The following is a 17,778-nucleotide window of genomic DNA, read 5'->3' as shown; positions in this document are numbered from 1 at the left end:
AACTTTGAGACCCTATGGAACGTTTTAGTGCTTGTGAAACATTGTCCAAAAATCAGGTATCTGGAAATAACCGATTTAGTATCGAATACCTGAAAGTTTCTTCATTTGAAGAAGCCAAAATATTGTTTGGCAAGATCTCAAAACAAGAGCGTTCATGGCGAGGGGAAAAGTATTTCAATGCCATACTCAAATCATCGCGGTCGCGACTTGGAATTGGAGAGCACGATAGGGCGGAAAGCTACATTTTTGGCAATGGAGCTTTTCCCGAAGGCGATAAAAAATCACATGAACGCCATTTTCCGATACCTGTAAAGGTAATGACCATAGATGAGTTATACCTATCGCCGTTTGAAGTACTCGATCTCAGTACAACTGCAGATGAGTTTCCCTGGGATGTTGGTCATAGGGAAACCTATGTGTACTTAGTGGTTAAAAAATTGATAATCAGTCCCGAATGCAAGCTTTTGGTCAAGGATAATGTGTTTGTGATGGATTGCTTGCAAGCAATGGGAAACCATTTAAACGGAAAGCAGGCCATTATCGAACTTCGAGGAACCAATTCAAAACAACACGGTACATCAGAAATTGAAACCTCCATGAACAGGACTAAAAAAAATGGTGAAAATGGAAGGGATGCTGACCCATTGAAACAAGAATCGACACCGCTTGGTACAAGATGGGTTCGGGGTACCATTGAAAACAAAGGTCAAAATGGGACGGATGGGGAAAAAGGCTTTGATGGTACCAAAGGAGCCAATGGAGGGATGCTTTTATTGTCGGATATCCGGTTTGGACAGTTGAATGGATTTTTAAACAACAGCATTAAAATATTGGCAGGGGCCGCATCGGGATTGCCGGGAACCAGTGGAGGATCTGGTTCGAACGGAGGAAATGGAGGTGATGGAGCCTCGGGAGCCTTGACAACGTTTGGTTTGGTTGAAGGTTGTGAAGGCGGTTCCGGAGGCCATGGCGGTGATGGGGGTAAGGGAGGAAAAGGAGGTAATGGGGGACTTTGCAGCGACATTTTTGTTTCAGTTCCACACCGAAAATCCCACATTTTCGACATCCAAACTTTTGACTCACTTGGAGGCAAGGGAGGAATTGGGGGAATGGGAGGAAAAGGAGGTAAAATAGGAAGGAATGGAGACTTTTACAAGGACAAAAATGACCCTTCACTATCCAAAGACGGTAAAGATGGGGCAAAAGGTATGAGTGGTTCAAACGGGAAAACGAGGTCTGCTCCAAAGGTCCATATATATGAAAACAACTAATTAAATTAACCAAGTAAACTGAGAATTATGATAAACGATTTTTTTACACTCGAAGTTGTAGAGGACATAAACGATGAAAATGATAACAAAGTTGGAATAGATATCATTACCTACAGGTATCTGAAATTGCGCAACACTAAGAATTTACAGGATTCCAACACCTATTCGGTGACCGTGAAGCACCGCATTTTCGTCAATGGTTCCGGGTGGAAACCCAATGCAGATTACCAAAGTAAGGGATTTACCAATTATCCAATTATGTTGACCGTTAAATCCGGAATATTGGGTATTAGCGATACCAAATCCAAAATATTCATCAAGAGAATATTTCCAAAGACCATTAATGCCACTGTTGAACAAAGCAATAACCTTTCAACGGGAGATTCAAAATCACAAACAAAAGAAATCTCCTCCGGTTCCAGTTCATCGAACGTGAACACATTTGGAATCAATGTGACCGGAGGTTGGTTCGGTGATGGGCCTGTGGCCACAATTTCCCTGGACTACTCCCATAGTTGGGAGAACAGTCATAGTCATGGCTCGAGTGTTTCCAATGCCAATGCAAGGGACATCCAGGCCGCATCGGGGGATGAAATGAGCGTGAAAGATTGGTCTGCCTACTCATCCATACTCAATATTGACAATTCGGATACCAATTATATCGGTGAAGTGGTCCAATGGAATTGGGGACAAACCTTTCCATGGAATATATTTGATTACAATGAACCATCCTCAGGAACTGATATACTCTTACCCCAGGACGTTGAGGCGCGTTTGCTTTATTCCAAAGAAATAGCGGACAATCAATATGAGAACATTTTGCTGCCACCCAGTGAACTCGCTCTTTTTGGCCTCGATTTTACCATGGCCGCTGAATGGCAAGTAACTTTCCCCTCACCACTAACATCCATCGAACAATTGAAATTTCAACACGAGGTGCAAATAGTTCGTGGCAATCATCAAATGACAAACGGAGGTTCAAACAGTCCGGCATCACTTGTCACATTAATAAAGCCGGACAATCTGAATACCTTTCAACAAACAGATCCAGTGGATATTGGAAAATATTCCCTGATTCCTTTATTGGAAGGTCAGCGTACGGGGAGAGGATTGGGTTTTCAAAAAAACCTTTTTGATATAGCCCCGGCCAATCCCGCAACAGAGTTCAAAATAAGATCTAGGGGAAATGATTTATTGGTTACTGGTTCAGGTTTTGGTCCTTCTATGTCTGCTTCGTTCAAAAAGGGCTATACAGGTTCCGGAGCAATTTTAAAAATTGCATTTAAAGTTGCGGATTTGCGAACTCAGTATGTGTTGAACCTTAAACATTGGATGGGTCCGGCCGGAGGTGGTGTTGTTTTGGAATGTAAAATCAATGGGAATACAACAAAAATCAATGATCTGGATTTGGAAGGACAGGGTTCATCAAACAACCTCAGTCAATTGGATCTTCGAAATTTTGATTTGAAGTCACCGAATTTTCATGACTATTTGGTCTTGGGATGGAATGAAGCGGTAATCACAATCTTACCTCAGGATTCGGCTGTTGAATCTGAATATGTAATCTCCGCTTTGTCCATTGAAGGATAAGAAGTCAGGTCTATTGTCATGCATTCCAAAAAGAAAACGGATAACAGATGTGTTTGGGAAAGAAAAAGAAGCAAAAATTAGATGAAGATGAAAGTTTGGTAAAACCCAAGCTGAAACGTTCCGCAAGCCAGGCAGAACTTGTACGTTCCAATAGTTATGTTGGTCTGGATGAACTAATGACAAATTCTTCAAGGAAGATCGTAAGTACCGGAGATACAAGTCTTGCAGAAAAAAAACAAAAAAAAATTAAAGTTGCTGGAGAGGAGGAAGACGAAGAGTTAAATGATGAGGGTTTAGTGGATGTAAAAGCGGTGGATTTCAGTGTTATTGGGGTATTTTCACGCGAAAATAGTAAACAACATGGTGTTGAATGGTATAAGAAAATGCAACCAGACACCAAAAATCATCCCACTAAGTCTTCAAGGCTAAGAGTCGACGAAAATGAACATGACAGTCTCCTTGATCGTCAGGCCAGAACTGAAGTGACAACTGGTTTTTCAGATCAGGTAAATGAATTGTTTAGGGACAAATGGATACCTCATGTTATCGTAGTTCTTGAAGGGGAAACCAAAGATGAGCCCATTACTCTCAGTACAAGGGTGCAAGATAAGGATATAGATCTTTCATATACCCGATCCAGGTTTTTTGAAGGTAAAATAAACAGTGGTAAGCGTAAAGAGCATAGAAGGGACATGACCGTTTATATTAGGGACGATTTGAAAGGAGTTTATACGGTTACAATTGAAGAAATTCCTATTGGAAAAGGAGTCCAACAGGCCTTCGGAATCAATTATCGGACGGAAGAAGGTACAAACTACAGAACACTTGTTGTTCATATGAAAAATGAATTTGCTTCTCAAAGTGATGTTAAAACTACCCATCAAGCATTTGAGGATTATGCAAAGGAGGCGCTAAAAGGAGACAATCCCATTGTGGTCACTGGTTATATTGGGGATACAAATTTTAATGATCCAATGTACCCCAATTCAGTCGCTTCAATGGGTGGACATTCGTCAAAAGGAGAAACGCTCAATCCAGAAGGTAGTGGTTCAGTTAACGAAACAAATTTTATGCAACACATTCCTTTGGGTGAAGGAAGTATTAAACACAGTGTTCGACAGCCGTCTACTTTGAATTATGTTTTCCCGGACACCAATCCCGCAGTTGATCATCCGAGTATAGTTGGATATACAGCTCACTCTAGTAAAATTCACGGCAGGGATTCAAAATTTAATACCGCTTACTATGACTAGTGTTTTCTTTTTTGAAAAACCACTAAACGGTATTGCTCAACTGGTGGCCAAACATCTTCAACGGGCAAAGGTTATGGTGAAGGTGGTCCCTTGGTTGACCTTGCTTTCCACCGCAATGGTGCCCCCCAGTCCGGTGATTTGGTTGTGGACCAGATAGAGACCCACACCATGGCTGTCTGCTTTGTCATGAAATCGTTCGTTCAACTTAAAAATATTGCGCCCGACTTTCTCCATGTCCATACCCAGGCCATTGTCCGAAAAGTGGAGTGTTTGGATCCCGTCCCGCACTTCCGTCCTTATGATAATCCGTGGGGGTATTCCTGGCCTAGCATATTTTAGGGCATTGGTCATGAGGTTCAAAAAGATACTCTCCAAATAGTCAGTTTTGAATCGAACACTTGGGAGGGCGGAGAAATCTGTGGTACACTGTGCGCCCGCTCGTAGTATCATCGCGGAGATGGAGTTCAGTACCTTTTTGAAGACGACCTCGAAATCCACGGTTTCCAAGGGCTCACCGACCAGTTCTTCCATTTTATAGGTATCGAGTTGACCGGTCATGGTATTTTTCAAGCCCTCTGCCGATTGCTTGATCAAATCGAGTATTTCCAAGGTCTGCGAGTCATGCACCTTTTCCTTGTCGATCAAATGCACTAGGGACAGCATATTGTTCAGAGGAGCCCTGAGATCATGGGAGGTGGTGTAGTTTTGTCGTTTGAGCCTTTCATTTGACCTGGAAAGCCTATGCAAGTGGATGGCCCTTTCTTGTTCCAACTTCTTGATATGGGTAATGTCCTTGGCGATGGCATAAATCAGCTTTTCCTCTTGAACCGGAATGGAGGTCCAATACAACCAGACCACTTGCCCGGATTTGGAAAGGTAACGGTTCTCAAAATTGACCAAGGGCTGGCCGTCCATCAATTTTTCCCGGTGTTCCGAGGTGAGTTCAAGGTCTTCCGGATGGATGAAACTAAAGATGGGCCTTGATTTTAGTTCCACTTCGGAATAGCCCAAAAGTTGGGAAAAGGCTGGGTTTACCTTGACAAAATGGCCGGTGTGGTCCGCAATGCAAAGCCCGTCCACGGACTGGTTGAAGAAGGGTTCAAGACTGGGTTCTTTTTGTTTCATGATCCAAGTTTTTGCGCTTTTTTATTTGGTCGGTTGTGCTGATACACCCTTATCATTCATGGGACCCTTGTATCGGGCCATCACTCTCGTTGGTCGATCTTGTCGGAGATGAACCGATCCAATACGTTTTCATCCAAGGGTTTTTCCAAGAACGATCGGACAAAGGGCATGGCATCAGTGATCTGATGGTCACGTGGATCGATTGAAGAGGTCAGAACATGGATATTGACCTGTAAGGTATCTATTTTTGGCGCAATGGCCTCCAGAAATTCCCAACCATTCATTATTGGCATGTTCAGGTCTAGGAAAACAAGGAATTTGGTTTCGGGATGTGCACAAATGTGGTCCAATGCTGTTTGGCCGTTGTAAAAAATTTTGATCGGCATACCGGGCAACTTGGACTCAATGATGTTTTGGTGTACAAAATTGGTAATGGCGTCGTCATCAATCAATAGAATTTCCATGGTCATGGTTATTATGGGTTATGGCAATAATTTTATGAATTTCGGAGTCGATTTCCGTTACGGAATCTGATATCAACCTAAGCAGTTCCGCATTGGAGATGGCGCTTTCTCCCTTGGTTTGGTAGAGTTTCAGCAGTGCCATGATGCGGGTGAGGGGGGAACGGATCGCATGGGACTGTAACCAAGCAATCTCGGCAAGTGCCTTGTTCTGCAATTTGATCTGTTCCAGTTGGTTTTTAACCACGGTGACGTCCATGACAGATCCGATGGTGCGAATGGGCCTGCCTTCACTGTCACGCTGAGTATGGAAGGTGTCGGTCACATACCCTATTGTTCCATCGGAACCCACAGTTCGATAGTCCAGTGAACCGCGGCGTCCGTTCTTGGTGTCCAAGTGCTGGACAAGTGCTGTCCATACCAGGTCCTTGTCATCGGGGTGCACTCTTTTGAACCAGGAACTTTCCTTTAGGAATTCTTCCTTGGCCAATTGCTCTTGATTGTCTTCTGTCATATGGCTGTAGGTCAGCACTTTGTTTGTATGGTCCACTTCCCAGATGGTTTGGTTGCTGGCCAACATGGCCAGAAGGAAACGGTCGTTGCTCATCTTCAGCTGCAGTTCGTACTCCTTGCGTGCGGTGATGTCCTGTATGGTACCTTCCAGATGGGTCGGGTTGTTCGCATCGTCCACCATCAGTTGGATTTCCTGTTGGACCCATCGCGTCTCACCATGGGCCGTGATGATGCGGTGTTCGAAGCGCATGACCTTCCCCGGTTCCAAATGGTCCTTGGGGTCGTCGATAAGCAGAAAACGGTCTTCGGGATGGAATGTGTCGATCAAATTTGCCATGGTCGGGATAAACTCATCAGGGGTGTAGCCGTGAATGGCATAAGTTTCCCGGCTCCATTCCGAGATATCGGAGGACAGGTCTCTACGCCAATAACCCAATTTGGCGATGCGCTGGGCCTGTTGCAACCGTTCATTGGCGCGTTGGAGTGATAGTTCTGCCCGTTTTTGTTCCGTTATGTCCTTGGCCACGGCCAACACCAGTTTTTCCCCTCGGTTGATGGTGCTGGACCATACAAACCAACGCTCTTCCTCAGTGGTGGTGACCATACGGACCTCATTGCCATAATCGATATCATCGCTCACCCCATTCTGGAACTTTTTCGCCAGTTTGGGCCTATCGTCCTCATGGATAAAGGTTTGATAATGTTGGCCCACAAGCATTTCCATGGAAACACCAAGTATCGTTGCCAAGGCTTTGTTGGCTTGCTTGATGGTGCCGTCAAAACCGAGGATACAGAACGGGTCTGGGGAGATTTCAAAAAACTCCCGGTATTCGTCTTCAAGGATCTTTTGTTTTAGGATGCCACCCAAATCCGTTCCCAGCCCATCAAAAAGGAAGGAATGGTCTTCCAGGACTGTCTTGTCCATATCGGTAAACAGTAAAAAGCAGCCCAAAAAATCATCTCCAGTGATTAGGGGCACGCCAATGGCGGTACGCAGACCCGACTCCCTGGCGGCTTTGGAGCGGATGAAACTCGGATGGCTGTCGATGTTTTCCCATATGATGGGCTCCTTGGTTTTCCAGATTATGCCGGGCAAACCCAACCCGATGACCAGGAAATCCCGAAGTGTCGATTTTTGGAGGAATAGCTGTCCCTTTTTTCCATGATGGAAATAGGAAGCCCGGGTGAGTTGGTCACCGTCCTTGGAACGCAGCCAAATCTCCCCCAAGGTCACATTGGAGGCCAGTACCAGCTTTTTTAAGGTCCGGCGAAGACCGACCTTAAGGTTTTTGGCATTGGCCAGTGTCTTGGTCAGATCCAGTGCAAGTTCACGCTTCCTCTTTAGATGTACTTGTTGCGTCACGTCGGAGGTATTGGCAACGAGCCCTTCAATGGTGGGTTCCTTCAAGTGGTTGGTTAATTTGGTCTCCATCCATCGCCAAGTGCCCTTGGCATGCCTGACCCTATAAGGGCCGGTTTCGACATGGGTTTCCCGCTTGGCCCTTTGCAGGGTCGCGAGCAGTACACCCTGATGTTCCGGGCAGACTATGGTGGTGAAATGTTGGCCCAGTAAAGTATCCTTGGCATAGGCCAATTGGTTATTATAGGTAGGGGAGGTATATTTGTACCTTCCCTCCGAATCGATGATGGCGATCAGATCGGTCCCCTTTTGTACCAAATTCCGGAATCTTTTCTCATTGGCCCTTATATTTTCGATTGCATCGGTCTGGGCGATCAAATGGGAGAGGTTGGATACCAGGCTGTCCAGCAGTTGTTTTTCCGCCGAATGCCATTTACGTGTTTTGACCAGGTCTTCCAAGCCGATAACCCCCCTGAACCTGTTATTCACAAATATGGGCAGTACCAAAATGGATTTGAGGTTTCTCCCTGTAAAAAGCTCACGAAGAACCACATCCTCAAGATTTTCTATGGACTGTTCGTACTTTCTACCTTTTCGTACGGGTCCCAAAATTTGTTGTAACAAGGGGTAGGGTAAGTGTTGCCCCTGTAGTGCTTCGTCCCCCATATCCATCCCTTCCAACGATCTATAGGCCTTTAAGGTTATCGTTGCATCCGCGGGGTCACTTTGATAGAAGTAGGCCCGGTGCACCTGAAGGGCCGTACAGATAATGGTAAAGCAGCCTTCAAGGGCTTCCATCCAATTGGAATTACGAATCAGATGGGTATTTATTTCAGAAATGGCCTGGAATATGCGTTTTTGGAACAACAACCGTTTCTCGGAAGCAATGGTTTCGGAAATGTCAGTGGCCATGACCAGTTCCGCTTTGCGACCGTCGTAGGTGACCAGATTGCCACGCAATTGGACCGGAAAAACGGTCCCATCTTTTTTAAGGTGTCTATAAAAACCCTCTTTGAAGCTTTCCGAATCCCGACGATCGATCAGTTCCATGGCAGCTGATAGTTTGGTAAGGTCCTCAATAGGACTGATATCGGCCAGGGTCAGGGTGAGGAACTCCTTTTCGCCATACCCATAGTGCCGAATGGCTTCCCTGTTCACCTTTAGGAACTTCAGGGTCTCAACATCGTAAATCCATAAGGGATTGGGACAGAAATCAAAGAGATCGTCCGCAGAAAAATCTGTTGGGGTTTGGTCGGGGAACATTCTATCGTTTTGGGCTTGGGTCAAATCGCTATTTGGGGTCCGGTACAAGGTCTTATAGTACATGCCGGGGGGCTATTGCCCAAAACTGCAAATTGATCAACCATGTTTTTTTGGGCTTCCATGAAAGGAGTAGCCAAAACGATGATGTCCGAATCGGACCCAATGACGACAGGGGGGAACAATGTCATTAGTTTTTTTGGTTTGGATATGTATTCAAATATACATCTTTTGATAGGTTTTGTGGTTTGGTCGTTTCCAAATGTTGTAAATGATCGCCTACAGGTTGTGTATGGCTCCGAATCCATTGTCCAGGGCATTGCAAGACCATACGGATAAGACGCATCAATTGTACAGTTTTCCCTTGTGGTCCATGTAAAAACGATTTTCTTCTTTGTTCCGAACAATGGTCGATCCATAGAAGCAACCTTTTAAACCTAAAAGTATTGTGTAAAGAATATCTGTCAGTGCACTACCCATTATTATTACCATTATTTCATACTGTTCGTCCGTCAGATTAAGTAATCTAATTGACCAATTTCTGATTCAGGATTTTTTGATAGGTATTCTTTAAAAATATCCTGTTTTTCGGTGTAAAATGGCTTTACAAATCCCTCTATGTTCATCGTTTAATAGAGCTTTAGTAACGGCCTGGGCCATGTTTACGATGTGGGATATCCCTTTTTGGGAAATCTGACACCATGAATTATTGCTGTTTTTTGATGAGTTGATCCTGAGATAAACTTGATATGGATTACTTTCGTTGATCGTATAACCATTCCATCATCATAGTGTCGTTATAGGCTGCAATCCAGGCAAAATGTCCTGTTCTGGGATATTGTGTATACCCTGGATGTCCCCCTGCTTTTGTCAAGCCTTCAACCATATTTCGGGATAGAACGGGATCAACGGCTCCATCAAGCGCCCCATGGAATATCCAGATAGGGATATGTGAGATGGTTTCTGATTTGGACGGGTCACCCCCACCGCAAACGGGTACTGCTGCAGCAAACAAATCAGGATATCGGGAAATAGCATCAAAAGTACCAAACCCGCCCATGGAAAGCCCAGTGATGTAGATTCGGTTGGTATCCACGGGCATTGTCTCGATTGCATGGTCAATGAGTTCCTTTAAAAGTTTCATTGGTTTGCTGGGGGTGGGCAGAAGTGACATATCCTCCCGGGAAAAATTTCCCCATTGCATATCCGTTGGACATTGAGGGGCAATTACTATGGAAGGATGCATTTTCATATGTTGGTCCGATGCAAAATTTAGCACACCCCATTTCAATTGGGCCTCATTATCATTGCCCCGTTCACCGGAACCATGTAAAAAAATCACTAGGGGATATTTGCTTATTGGGTCATAATCTGACATCAGCTGTCTATATTGTAATGTATCCCCATTTGCACTGATATATTTCTCATAACTGAAAAGTGAGGATTGTGAAAAGGATTTGGCACTATTTAACAAGCAAAATAGAATTATCAATAAAGTGGTTGGTTTTGATTTTAATAATTTCATTTTTAGTGTTTTAGATAATGATTTATAGTATGGCCGCCAACAATATCGCGTAAGATTAGAGGCTGGCTTCTTTTTACATGCTTTGCGGTTTTAAACTGACCTTTGTTCGTGTTCAAAAGCTAGTATTGATTTTTAAGCTGCAATGGTTTATAAGCTGTGTTGTATCTAAGATATTCATTTTTAGTTACCCATTCCTAAGTAAAGTCATTGACTTCGCCCAAATGGTCGATCCATTCTTTTTTATGCCGGAGTTATCCGTTATGGTCTACATAAAAAAATGTTCGCAGCTTGGAAATGCTTTGTAGGTCAAGTTGTCCTTGCCTTTCCTTAAGAACTTGAGTTTTGCATAATCCATGGGAATCGTGCGGTAACAGGGGTATCTGCCACTGCCCCTATCATTTACCGTTTTTAACAGGCCAACTGGATCATTGGTATTTCTCCGCTCTTTTCAACAATTTTTCCAACCCGGGTTCATTCGGGTCGTGTGGCAAACCCGGATGGATGCACATGGCCGGGCATTTCTCCGCTGCAGCAACGATCTTTGCGAAAGTGTCGCCTTTGGGATTGTGCACATGGGCTTGTTTGTCACTATTGTATTTAAAAACATTGGGTACCGCATTGATACAATCGTTGCAAGAAGTACATTCATCGCTTTCCACCCAGGCCACTTTACTCACCGATACTTCTTCTTGTGGTGTTTCCTTCGGAGCCGGCACTGTTTCAACTGATTCCTTATCCGCTTCCAATGTTACGCTCACGGGCACCGGAGCGGTTGAATTGACCGCAAGGCTGGCCAAGTCAGTTTTTCCCTCCACGAGTGCAAAGAGTATATTGTGAATGGCTTTTTCTATGTCACCGGATCTTTGGGTTTCAAACTCCTCGGATAATCGCGCTTCCAGTTCTTTTAATTCTACTTCCTTGGCCTGTGTCCACTCAGCTTTGGACCTCGACAACTTGTTTTCAAAATGCTGGCTCTTGATACCCCCGAGTTCCTGTAAAAAACGCCAATACTCCAGCCTACTTCTGATCCGTTGAAGCCAGGATGCAGGAATGGCCGCCCTATGCAGTTTGTAGTCCTCATCCACTACCTGAATGATGGGTATCTTTCCAATCTGGGACTCCGGATCGGCTGAAAGATAGTCTACTACAGATACCAGATTTTCGTTTTGATACCAGTCGGGAATTATCTCAAGGGCTTGCATATTGTGCGTTTCCATTGCAAGAAAATCCGCTGAGCTCAGACTAATTTGTTCCGTATGCTTTCCACCGGGAATTTTGATTTCCAGCACTTGATTTGGATATAAGAGATCGCATTGCGGATTGTCCTCCAAATTGAAATGGCTTCCAAAATCCATTCCAGCCTCGATATCGTAAGTCAGGCGTGGAAACTGCCGGCTTTCGATTGCCCTATGGATCTTGATGTGACAACCGGGGGCATCTTCCGATCCGGCATTCGGTAGCAATACGTTCCAGAGTACCGGTGCGGTGGCGTTCAGACCATCACGTATGGCATTTTCAAAAGCATGGGGATCTTCAATACTTCCCTGGTACACATAGGCATTTCTGCGAAAGATGGCCAGTGATGCAATTTCTAGTGCGCTTTCTTCCAACTCAGAAGCTACGACAGGTAAATTGATGTCGTTCAATGTATTGATGGCGAAAACCTTAACAAAGGCACCGTCTGACAACATGGAAAGAAAATCCTTTGGCTGGTCGGCAATATTGCGACTCTCGTCAATGACTAGGACAGGGGGAAAATATTTGATATCCCCAGAATTCAGATAGGACGGCGCGAATCCTGCAAAATAGGCATCGTGCAAAGATGCATCGTAGGCCTGTCCTATCTCAAGCTCCGCCAAACGCATCGCCCGGATCAGTGCTACAAAGTTTGCCAATTCCTTTTTTAAATAGACTTTGGCGTGCGATATGGCGTCAGATTCCACAACTTCAATAGTTGCCTGACCAAACACCTCATTAAGGTGGTAGCTTTCCAGTAGTTTTTTTGTAATAAAGATTTTATTGGGATGCTCTGAATAAGATTTCACAGCGTTGGAAAGTACTTTTATGCTATCCCGAATTTGCTTGAGTCTCGCCTTTGGCAGATTTGAACTAACCTTGCGAGGTGCCACATCCTGTACTTCGTCTAAAGACAAAAGGTCCTTGGCAAACTCAAAATGCGTACTGTCTTTTTCCTGGCCCTTATCCTGAAGGTCGACAATTTCATCCAATCCGGATAGTTTCCGTTGCATATCAACAATGAACTCTGAAAAGGTGGCAATTCGCGCTTTCAAATGAATATGGAGCAGTTGAAAAGGTGTCCGTGCACCAAAATCCATGATGGGCCCTTGGTAGGATAAGAGCTTTTGTTTTATTAGATCTAATTGTTTTTGCAAATCCTTGGGCGTATCGTCTCCCAAAGCATTGCCCAATATTTCCATCAATTCATGTACCTGGGGGCCATAATTAAGTTCCGGTTCAGCCACTTGCAATTTCCCTTGCAGTGACAAGAGGATGGAGGGGAGTTTCTCGATTAAGACTTTACTGATGTCCGCAGCACAATGATCTGAGATCAATACTTCGAGTCGCTCTTGAAGGCTGCAGAGATTGCTTTTTTCCTGATCGAATAGTACCGGATAGCGCGTGGCAGGTACTATGCCCCGCAAACAAGGGGCGGACAAAATCGGAGCCACGTTACTATTTTGGCAAAAGTCCGTTTTTACGCCCTGTACAAAGTACTTGTGCAATTGATCGCGATAGCTTTTCAATTCCTCATGCTGAGGTGCGGGTTCTTGCTCTCTTGCAACCACGACGTTCCTATCGGCATAACAGTCGAGGATCCGATCCGCATATGAATTATTTATTTCGTTCATTCCACTGAATTACTAGTACTATATTGGTCCAATAAGGATTCCAGATTCTTCTTTTTTTCTTCAACGCCCATTCCGAGATTGTGAGCTCCATATTCATCATAGCGGGCGTTGTTGGTATTTTGATATAGCAAACCGATTGGAATGCCATTATTGATCTCTGCGTGTTCCCTAGCCTTGTGAATATTGGAAGGGTCGTGCTCGATCACTCGACCAAAGGCTTCCCGTGCCTTTGGTTTCAGATTGATTCCATTTTCGTGTGAGAGCAGAATAAGGTTTTTCGGGTCGACAGCAATATCACCATACAGATCGCGCATAAATGCAGGGCACCGTTGAACGATGCGCACAAAGGCGAGGCCGGGATGCTCTGCCGCTTTTCGTATGGTCGCATAGAGGTGGGCAGAATTCCAATCCACGGTCTGCGCCACGAAGGAGACATTGGCCAATCCCAAGGTAGTTTGTATCGGGTTAATCGGAGGAAGGATGGAACCCCTAGGGTGCGTATTGGAATGGGTGCCCAAGGGGCTGGTGGGTGAAGTTTGTTTTTTGGTCAAACCATAAATGCCATTATCAAAGAGCAATGCCACCATTTTCATATTGTACCGAATGGCATGTACCCAGTGTGCTGCACCAATTGAGCAACAATCCCCATCTCCGGTAACAACAAAAACGTTGAGGTCCGGTCGTCTGAATTTCACACCACTGGCTACCGGGAATGCTCTTCCATGAAGGCCGTGAAACCCATAGGTTCCCATGTAATGTGGAAATCGACCGCTGCATCCGATCCCGGAGACCACCACTGTTTTTTCAGGTTCATATTGCATGTCCTTGCAGACGCGCTGTACCGTGGTGAGTATGGAGTGGCCCCCACAACCCGGACACCAGCGGGCTACGCCTTTGCCATAATCCTCCATACCATAATCATGGTCAAGGGAGGGGATAGAACATAATTCATGAGTTTGTACAAGCATACCATTACAAGTTTTTATACGTTGACTTCAGAGTTTTCAATTTTCAATTCGCGCTTGATCATTTTCAATACCTTTTCAGGGTTCAGGGGTTGCCCGTAGACATTGCTGAAACAATCGATATCCATGAGTGTTTTTGCCCTAAGGAGCCATGCCAACTGGGCATAGCGGCGATTCTCCTGAGTGACCATCGGGTTGCCCAGCGTATCGCTATAATTGATCTCAACAGTGATGACCTTTTTGAATCTTTTGAAGATATCAACCAACCCAGGAACGATTGGAAAGAGAAATCGCAAGTGCAGACTGCTTACCTTTAGTCCTTCGGCACGGGCATCGGCTACGGCTTCCTCTATGGCACCAAGTGTAGATCCCCAACCAACCAGCAGAATATCACCTTCCGGGTCACCGTTGATCTTTGGTGGTTTAAGGCTTTTTTGGAAAGAGGCGATCTTTCGGCTTCGGCTTTCGACGCTGGCCTGATTAATCTCGGGGTCGTATGCCACCTTTCCCGTCTGTCCATGGGCCAGTCCCGTTACGGTATACATACCGCCTTTCTGCCCCGGAATCGGTCTTTTACTGGTTCCTGTATTTTCATCCCATTCAAATGGCATGGCCCCATCCTTCCAAGGGCTCTGATCGATGGGATTGGTCAGCCACAAGGGGTCGATTTTTGGCCGCGGGAAGGGTTGTACCCCTGTTGCCAGGTTCGCATCACTCAATAATATGACGGGCGTGCGGAACGATTCGGCAAGCTTGCGCGCCAAAACAACAAAGTGAAAGCACTCTTCGATAGTAGCGGCTGCAAGCACGATTTTTGGGGCATCCCCTGCCTCCCCGTAGATCGCTGCCAACAAGTCGCTCTGTTCAACCTTCGTTGGCAATCCGGTAGAGGGCCCCCCTCGCTGAACATCAATGATCACGAGTGGGATTTCAGCCATGACGGCCAAACCGATAAACTCGGTCTTGAGCGCCAATCCCGGTCCCGAGGTAACCGTTACTGCCGGTTTTCCTGCGAAGGAAGCACCGATCGCAAATCCGATCGCAGCAATCTCATCTTCTGCCTGATGCACGATACCCCCGACCCTTTCAAAATTTTCGGCAAGGTGATGGGATACGGATGTCGCAGGTGTAATCGGATACATCGAACACAGTTCAATACCCGATGCCATGACGCCCATACTGAGGGCTTCATTTCCGTTCATGACCACCATATCATCATCCACATCCATCGGCGTCACCTCGTAACGTAAGGGAAGATGTTCCCTGGCCCAATCATATCCCGCATGCAACAACTTGATATTCAAATCGATTACCGCATCGGTTTTCTTTTTAAAGATTCTTCGGATCTGATTCTCGGCCTTGGGGATGTCACGATCGTACATATAGCAGAGCAGGCCCAATATCCACATGTTTTTACCTTTGCGGGGATCGGGCATTAGTTTCAGACATTCCTCTTCCATGGGAATCTCGACCACCTGAATGCCCAATTCCTTAAATTCCAGTAGTGCTTGCGAGTATTGCTGTCTTATGGATTCCTGTTCGCTTTTGGCCCATTTATTCTCGATAAACATTAGGGTATTCCCATTATAGGCATCTTGACGGATCCGACCGTACAGCACCTGCTCATTGAGGGCAATCACTAGATCGGCGTAATTTCCCATATTGCTCACTTTATCGGAACCGATACGCACCCGGATTCCGGAGGCGCCTTCTCGGGAACGTGCGGGTGGTTGTATTTCTGCCGGAATAATCTCAACGGTCCAAACGCCATTTCCCATTTTTGCGGAAATTGCCCCGAAGCTCTGTCCACATTTTTGGGCTCCTTCGCCTGAATCGCTTACAATTTCAACAATCGCTTGTTTGATTTTTCTGGGTTTAATCCGGTCGCCCTCGTTCAAGATATCACCGCTTACAATGTGATCCATATTGTCTTGGCTTTTTGATTATAAACAGCTTCAAAGTAGCAAAAACCAAATTTGCATTTAATGATATATATCAACATTTAAAATTATGGATCTAAAGAACTCCTCGACCCTATGGGTAGGAGTAGTTTATAAACTTATGGAATGACCTTAGTTCGGTTATCCCGACAAAATGAGGTAACATGCTTTCCTTTTTTAATATGCTTGTGCCACCTGGACCCACTGCATTTGACCGGACAATTCTTAAGAGCATTAAAGTTTTTCAATGACAGCCCTAATTCAAAATGATTGGATTCAACAAATCAAAGTTCAAATGAACAATGGAAGTGGAAAGAATATCACAATTGATTGAAGGTGTAATAGAATCAGATTTATTTAAAAAAACTTGAAAAAGTAAATTGTAATTATCCCAATCTGAAACATGAAAATCACATTTGGAATTTAATTTTAGAGGAACTTAATAAAGGGTTCTAAGGAACAGATGCAAAAGCTTTTGCTGAGCATCCTAGGGAAAAAAAACTAGAGTTGACCTCAGTATCGTCAATAAGAATAATGCTAAAACTCCAATCAAGATCGAGTTTGAATTTCAATTTAGTGGAGATTTTAAAAATTTGGCTGACTGTAAATCTTCAACTAAAAGTGGAACCTATCGGCACGCTCCATTTGTCTTTTGGTCTCTTCCTCGACATCTTGGATCTGCTTTTATTCCATTAAGCCCCCAACCGCTAGACTTACATTGTTGAGCAAAGTACGTTCATCTTCCAAAAAAATCGCTTTCTGAATACTTTTGGCGGGGATACCCTAAGGCAATGTAACCTTCCACCGTATTGAACATTTTGACCTTGGCCGTCAATAATATCTTGCGTAGTTTAATAATACAATATATTATTATTGTTTTACAATAATTTATTATATGTTTGCAGAAACATTATAGTTGTAATCAATAATGAAAAAAACAAAAATCCTATCCAAGATTTTATATGCCGTTACCAAGGGGCTTGCTTGGATCTATTTGGTAATCGGGCTTTACGGGAGTTTCGCTTGGATGACCAAAACCAATATCCAGACCGTTGATACCACAACGATAATCAATTATCCTTTTACCGATAGATCTTTTTTGATATTGGACAACGATCAGTCGTATTTTCTCTTTGCTTTTTTGCTACCTGTTTTATCCTATACGCTGTTTTTTTGGCTGCTTTCCAAGGTATTTAGGGTCTTTTTTCAACAAAAGCTTTTTACCCAAACCAACATTAAACATTTAAAGCGATTCTATTTGGCCAACATTATATTGCCCATAGTTGTGGTTGCCTTTTCATCGTTCTTTATCCAAATTGAGAAAGGCATATTCGTCATGATCGCGTTACACCTTTTTTTGGGCATTTTTATATTCATCATTTCAGAGATTTTCAACCAAGGGCTATCCTTACAGAACGAACAGGACCTATACATTTAAGCCATGCCAATTATTATAAATATTGATGTTATGCTTGCCAAGCGAAAAATAAAGAGCAAGGATCTAGCGGAAGAAATTGGCATTACCCCTGCCAATTTGTCCATCCTCAAAAATGGAAAGGCGAAGGGTGTCCGTTTTGAGACCCTTGAGGCCATCTGCAAGGCCTTGGACTGTAAACCAGGGGACATCATTGACTATGTAGCGTAG

At 44.4% G+C, this 17,778-nt stretch carries 12 protein-coding genes; 5 read left to right on the top strand and 7 right to left on the bottom strand.

The features are described 5' to 3' along the window. Positions 1–14 precede the first annotated feature (14 nt). The 3 genes from EO131_RS05675 to EO131_RS05665 are packed head-to-tail and all read left to right on the top strand — an operon-like array spanning position 15 to position 4,114. Positions 15–1,271: a hypothetical protein gene (locus tag EO131_RS05675; protein ID WP_127019765.1), complete on the top strand. Its 1,257-nt coding sequence runs from the start codon at positions 15–17 to the stop codon at positions 1,269–1,271. 27 nt (positions 1,272–1,298) lie between these two features. After that, positions 1,299–2,861 carry a hypothetical protein gene (locus EO131_RS05670; protein WP_127019763.1) on the top strand — a complete coding sequence of 521 codons (1,563 nt, stop codon included), beginning with the start codon at positions 1,299–1,301 and terminating at the stop codon, positions 2,859–2,861. A 53-nt stretch (positions 2,862–2,914) separates the two neighbouring features. Beyond that, a complete protein-coding gene (locus tag EO131_RS05665; RefSeq protein WP_127019761.1) occupies positions 2,915–4,114 on the top strand; it encodes a hypothetical protein in 1,200 nt (399 codons plus the stop codon). Positions 4,115–4,171: 57 nt separating this feature from the next. Here EO131_RS05665 and EO131_RS05660 read toward each other — a convergent pair whose 3' ends face one another. The 7 genes from EO131_RS05660 to EO131_RS05630 form a co-directional block, all read right to left on the bottom strand. Next, positions 4,172–5,239 carry a PAS domain-containing sensor histidine kinase gene (locus tag EO131_RS05660; RefSeq protein ID WP_127019760.1) on the bottom strand — a complete coding sequence of 356 codons (1,068 nt, stop codon included), beginning with the start codon at positions 5,237–5,239 and terminating at the stop codon, positions 4,172–4,174. An 80-nt stretch (positions 5,240–5,319) separates the two neighbouring features. After that, positions 5,320–5,703 (bottom strand): response regulator, encoded by a 384-nt coding sequence (locus EO131_RS05655; protein ID WP_164731622.1) that lies wholly within the window; start codon positions 5,701–5,703, stop codon positions 5,320–5,322. Continuing rightward, entirely contained in the window at positions 5,684–8,899 is a 3,216-nt protein-coding gene (locus tag EO131_RS05650; RefSeq protein ID WP_127019758.1) for a PAS domain S-box protein, read from the bottom strand. The genes EO131_RS05655 and EO131_RS05650 overlap by 20 nt, the downstream gene beginning before the upstream one ends. 688 nt (positions 8,900–9,587) lie before the next feature. After that, complete coding sequence (locus EO131_RS05645) at positions 9,588–10,175, bottom strand: carboxylesterase family protein (protein WP_164731621.1); 588 nt, start codon at positions 10,173–10,175, stop codon at positions 9,588–9,590. 608 nt (positions 10,176–10,783) lie between these two features. Next, complete coding sequence (locus EO131_RS17310) at positions 10,784–13,228, bottom strand: ferredoxin (protein WP_127019754.1); 2,445 nt, start codon at positions 13,226–13,228, stop codon at positions 10,784–10,786. After that, the gene (locus EO131_RS05635) at positions 13,225–14,196 is read right to left on the bottom strand and encodes a thiamine pyrophosphate-dependent enzyme (protein ID WP_206512847.1); all 972 of its coding nucleotides are present in this window, start codon (positions 14,194–14,196) and stop codon (positions 13,225–13,227) included. Before EO131_RS05635 ends, EO131_RS17310 begins: the two co-directional genes overlap by 4 nt. Positions 14,197–14,210: 14 nt before the next feature. After that, positions 14,211–16,118: a 2-oxoacid:acceptor oxidoreductase subunit alpha gene (locus tag EO131_RS05630; protein ID WP_127019752.1), complete on the bottom strand. Its 1,908-nt coding sequence runs from the start codon at positions 16,116–16,118 to the stop codon at positions 14,211–14,213. A gap of 943 nt (positions 16,119–17,061) precedes the next feature. Here EO131_RS05630 and EO131_RS05625 point away from each other — a divergent pair. Together EO131_RS05625 and EO131_RS05620 are read left to right on the top strand one after the other, a co-directional pair. Continuing rightward, positions 17,062–17,571, top strand: a complete 510-nt coding sequence (locus EO131_RS05625) for a DUF2975 domain-containing protein (RefSeq protein WP_127019750.1) — start codon at positions 17,062–17,064, stop codon at positions 17,569–17,571. 3 nt (positions 17,572–17,574) lie between these two features. Beyond that, positions 17,575–17,778: a helix-turn-helix domain-containing protein gene (locus EO131_RS05620; RefSeq protein ID WP_014034008.1), complete on the top strand. Its 204-nt coding sequence runs from the start codon at positions 17,575–17,577 to the stop codon at positions 17,776–17,778.

It is taken from the genome of Flagellimonas beolgyonensis (genome assembly GCF_003992615.1).
GTDB lineage: Bacteria > Bacteroidota > Bacteroidia > Flavobacteriales > Flavobacteriaceae > Flagellimonas > Flagellimonas beolgyonensis.
The sequence above is the reverse complement of the archived record's forward strand: the minus strand, read 5'-3'. Positions and strand labels throughout refer to the sequence as shown.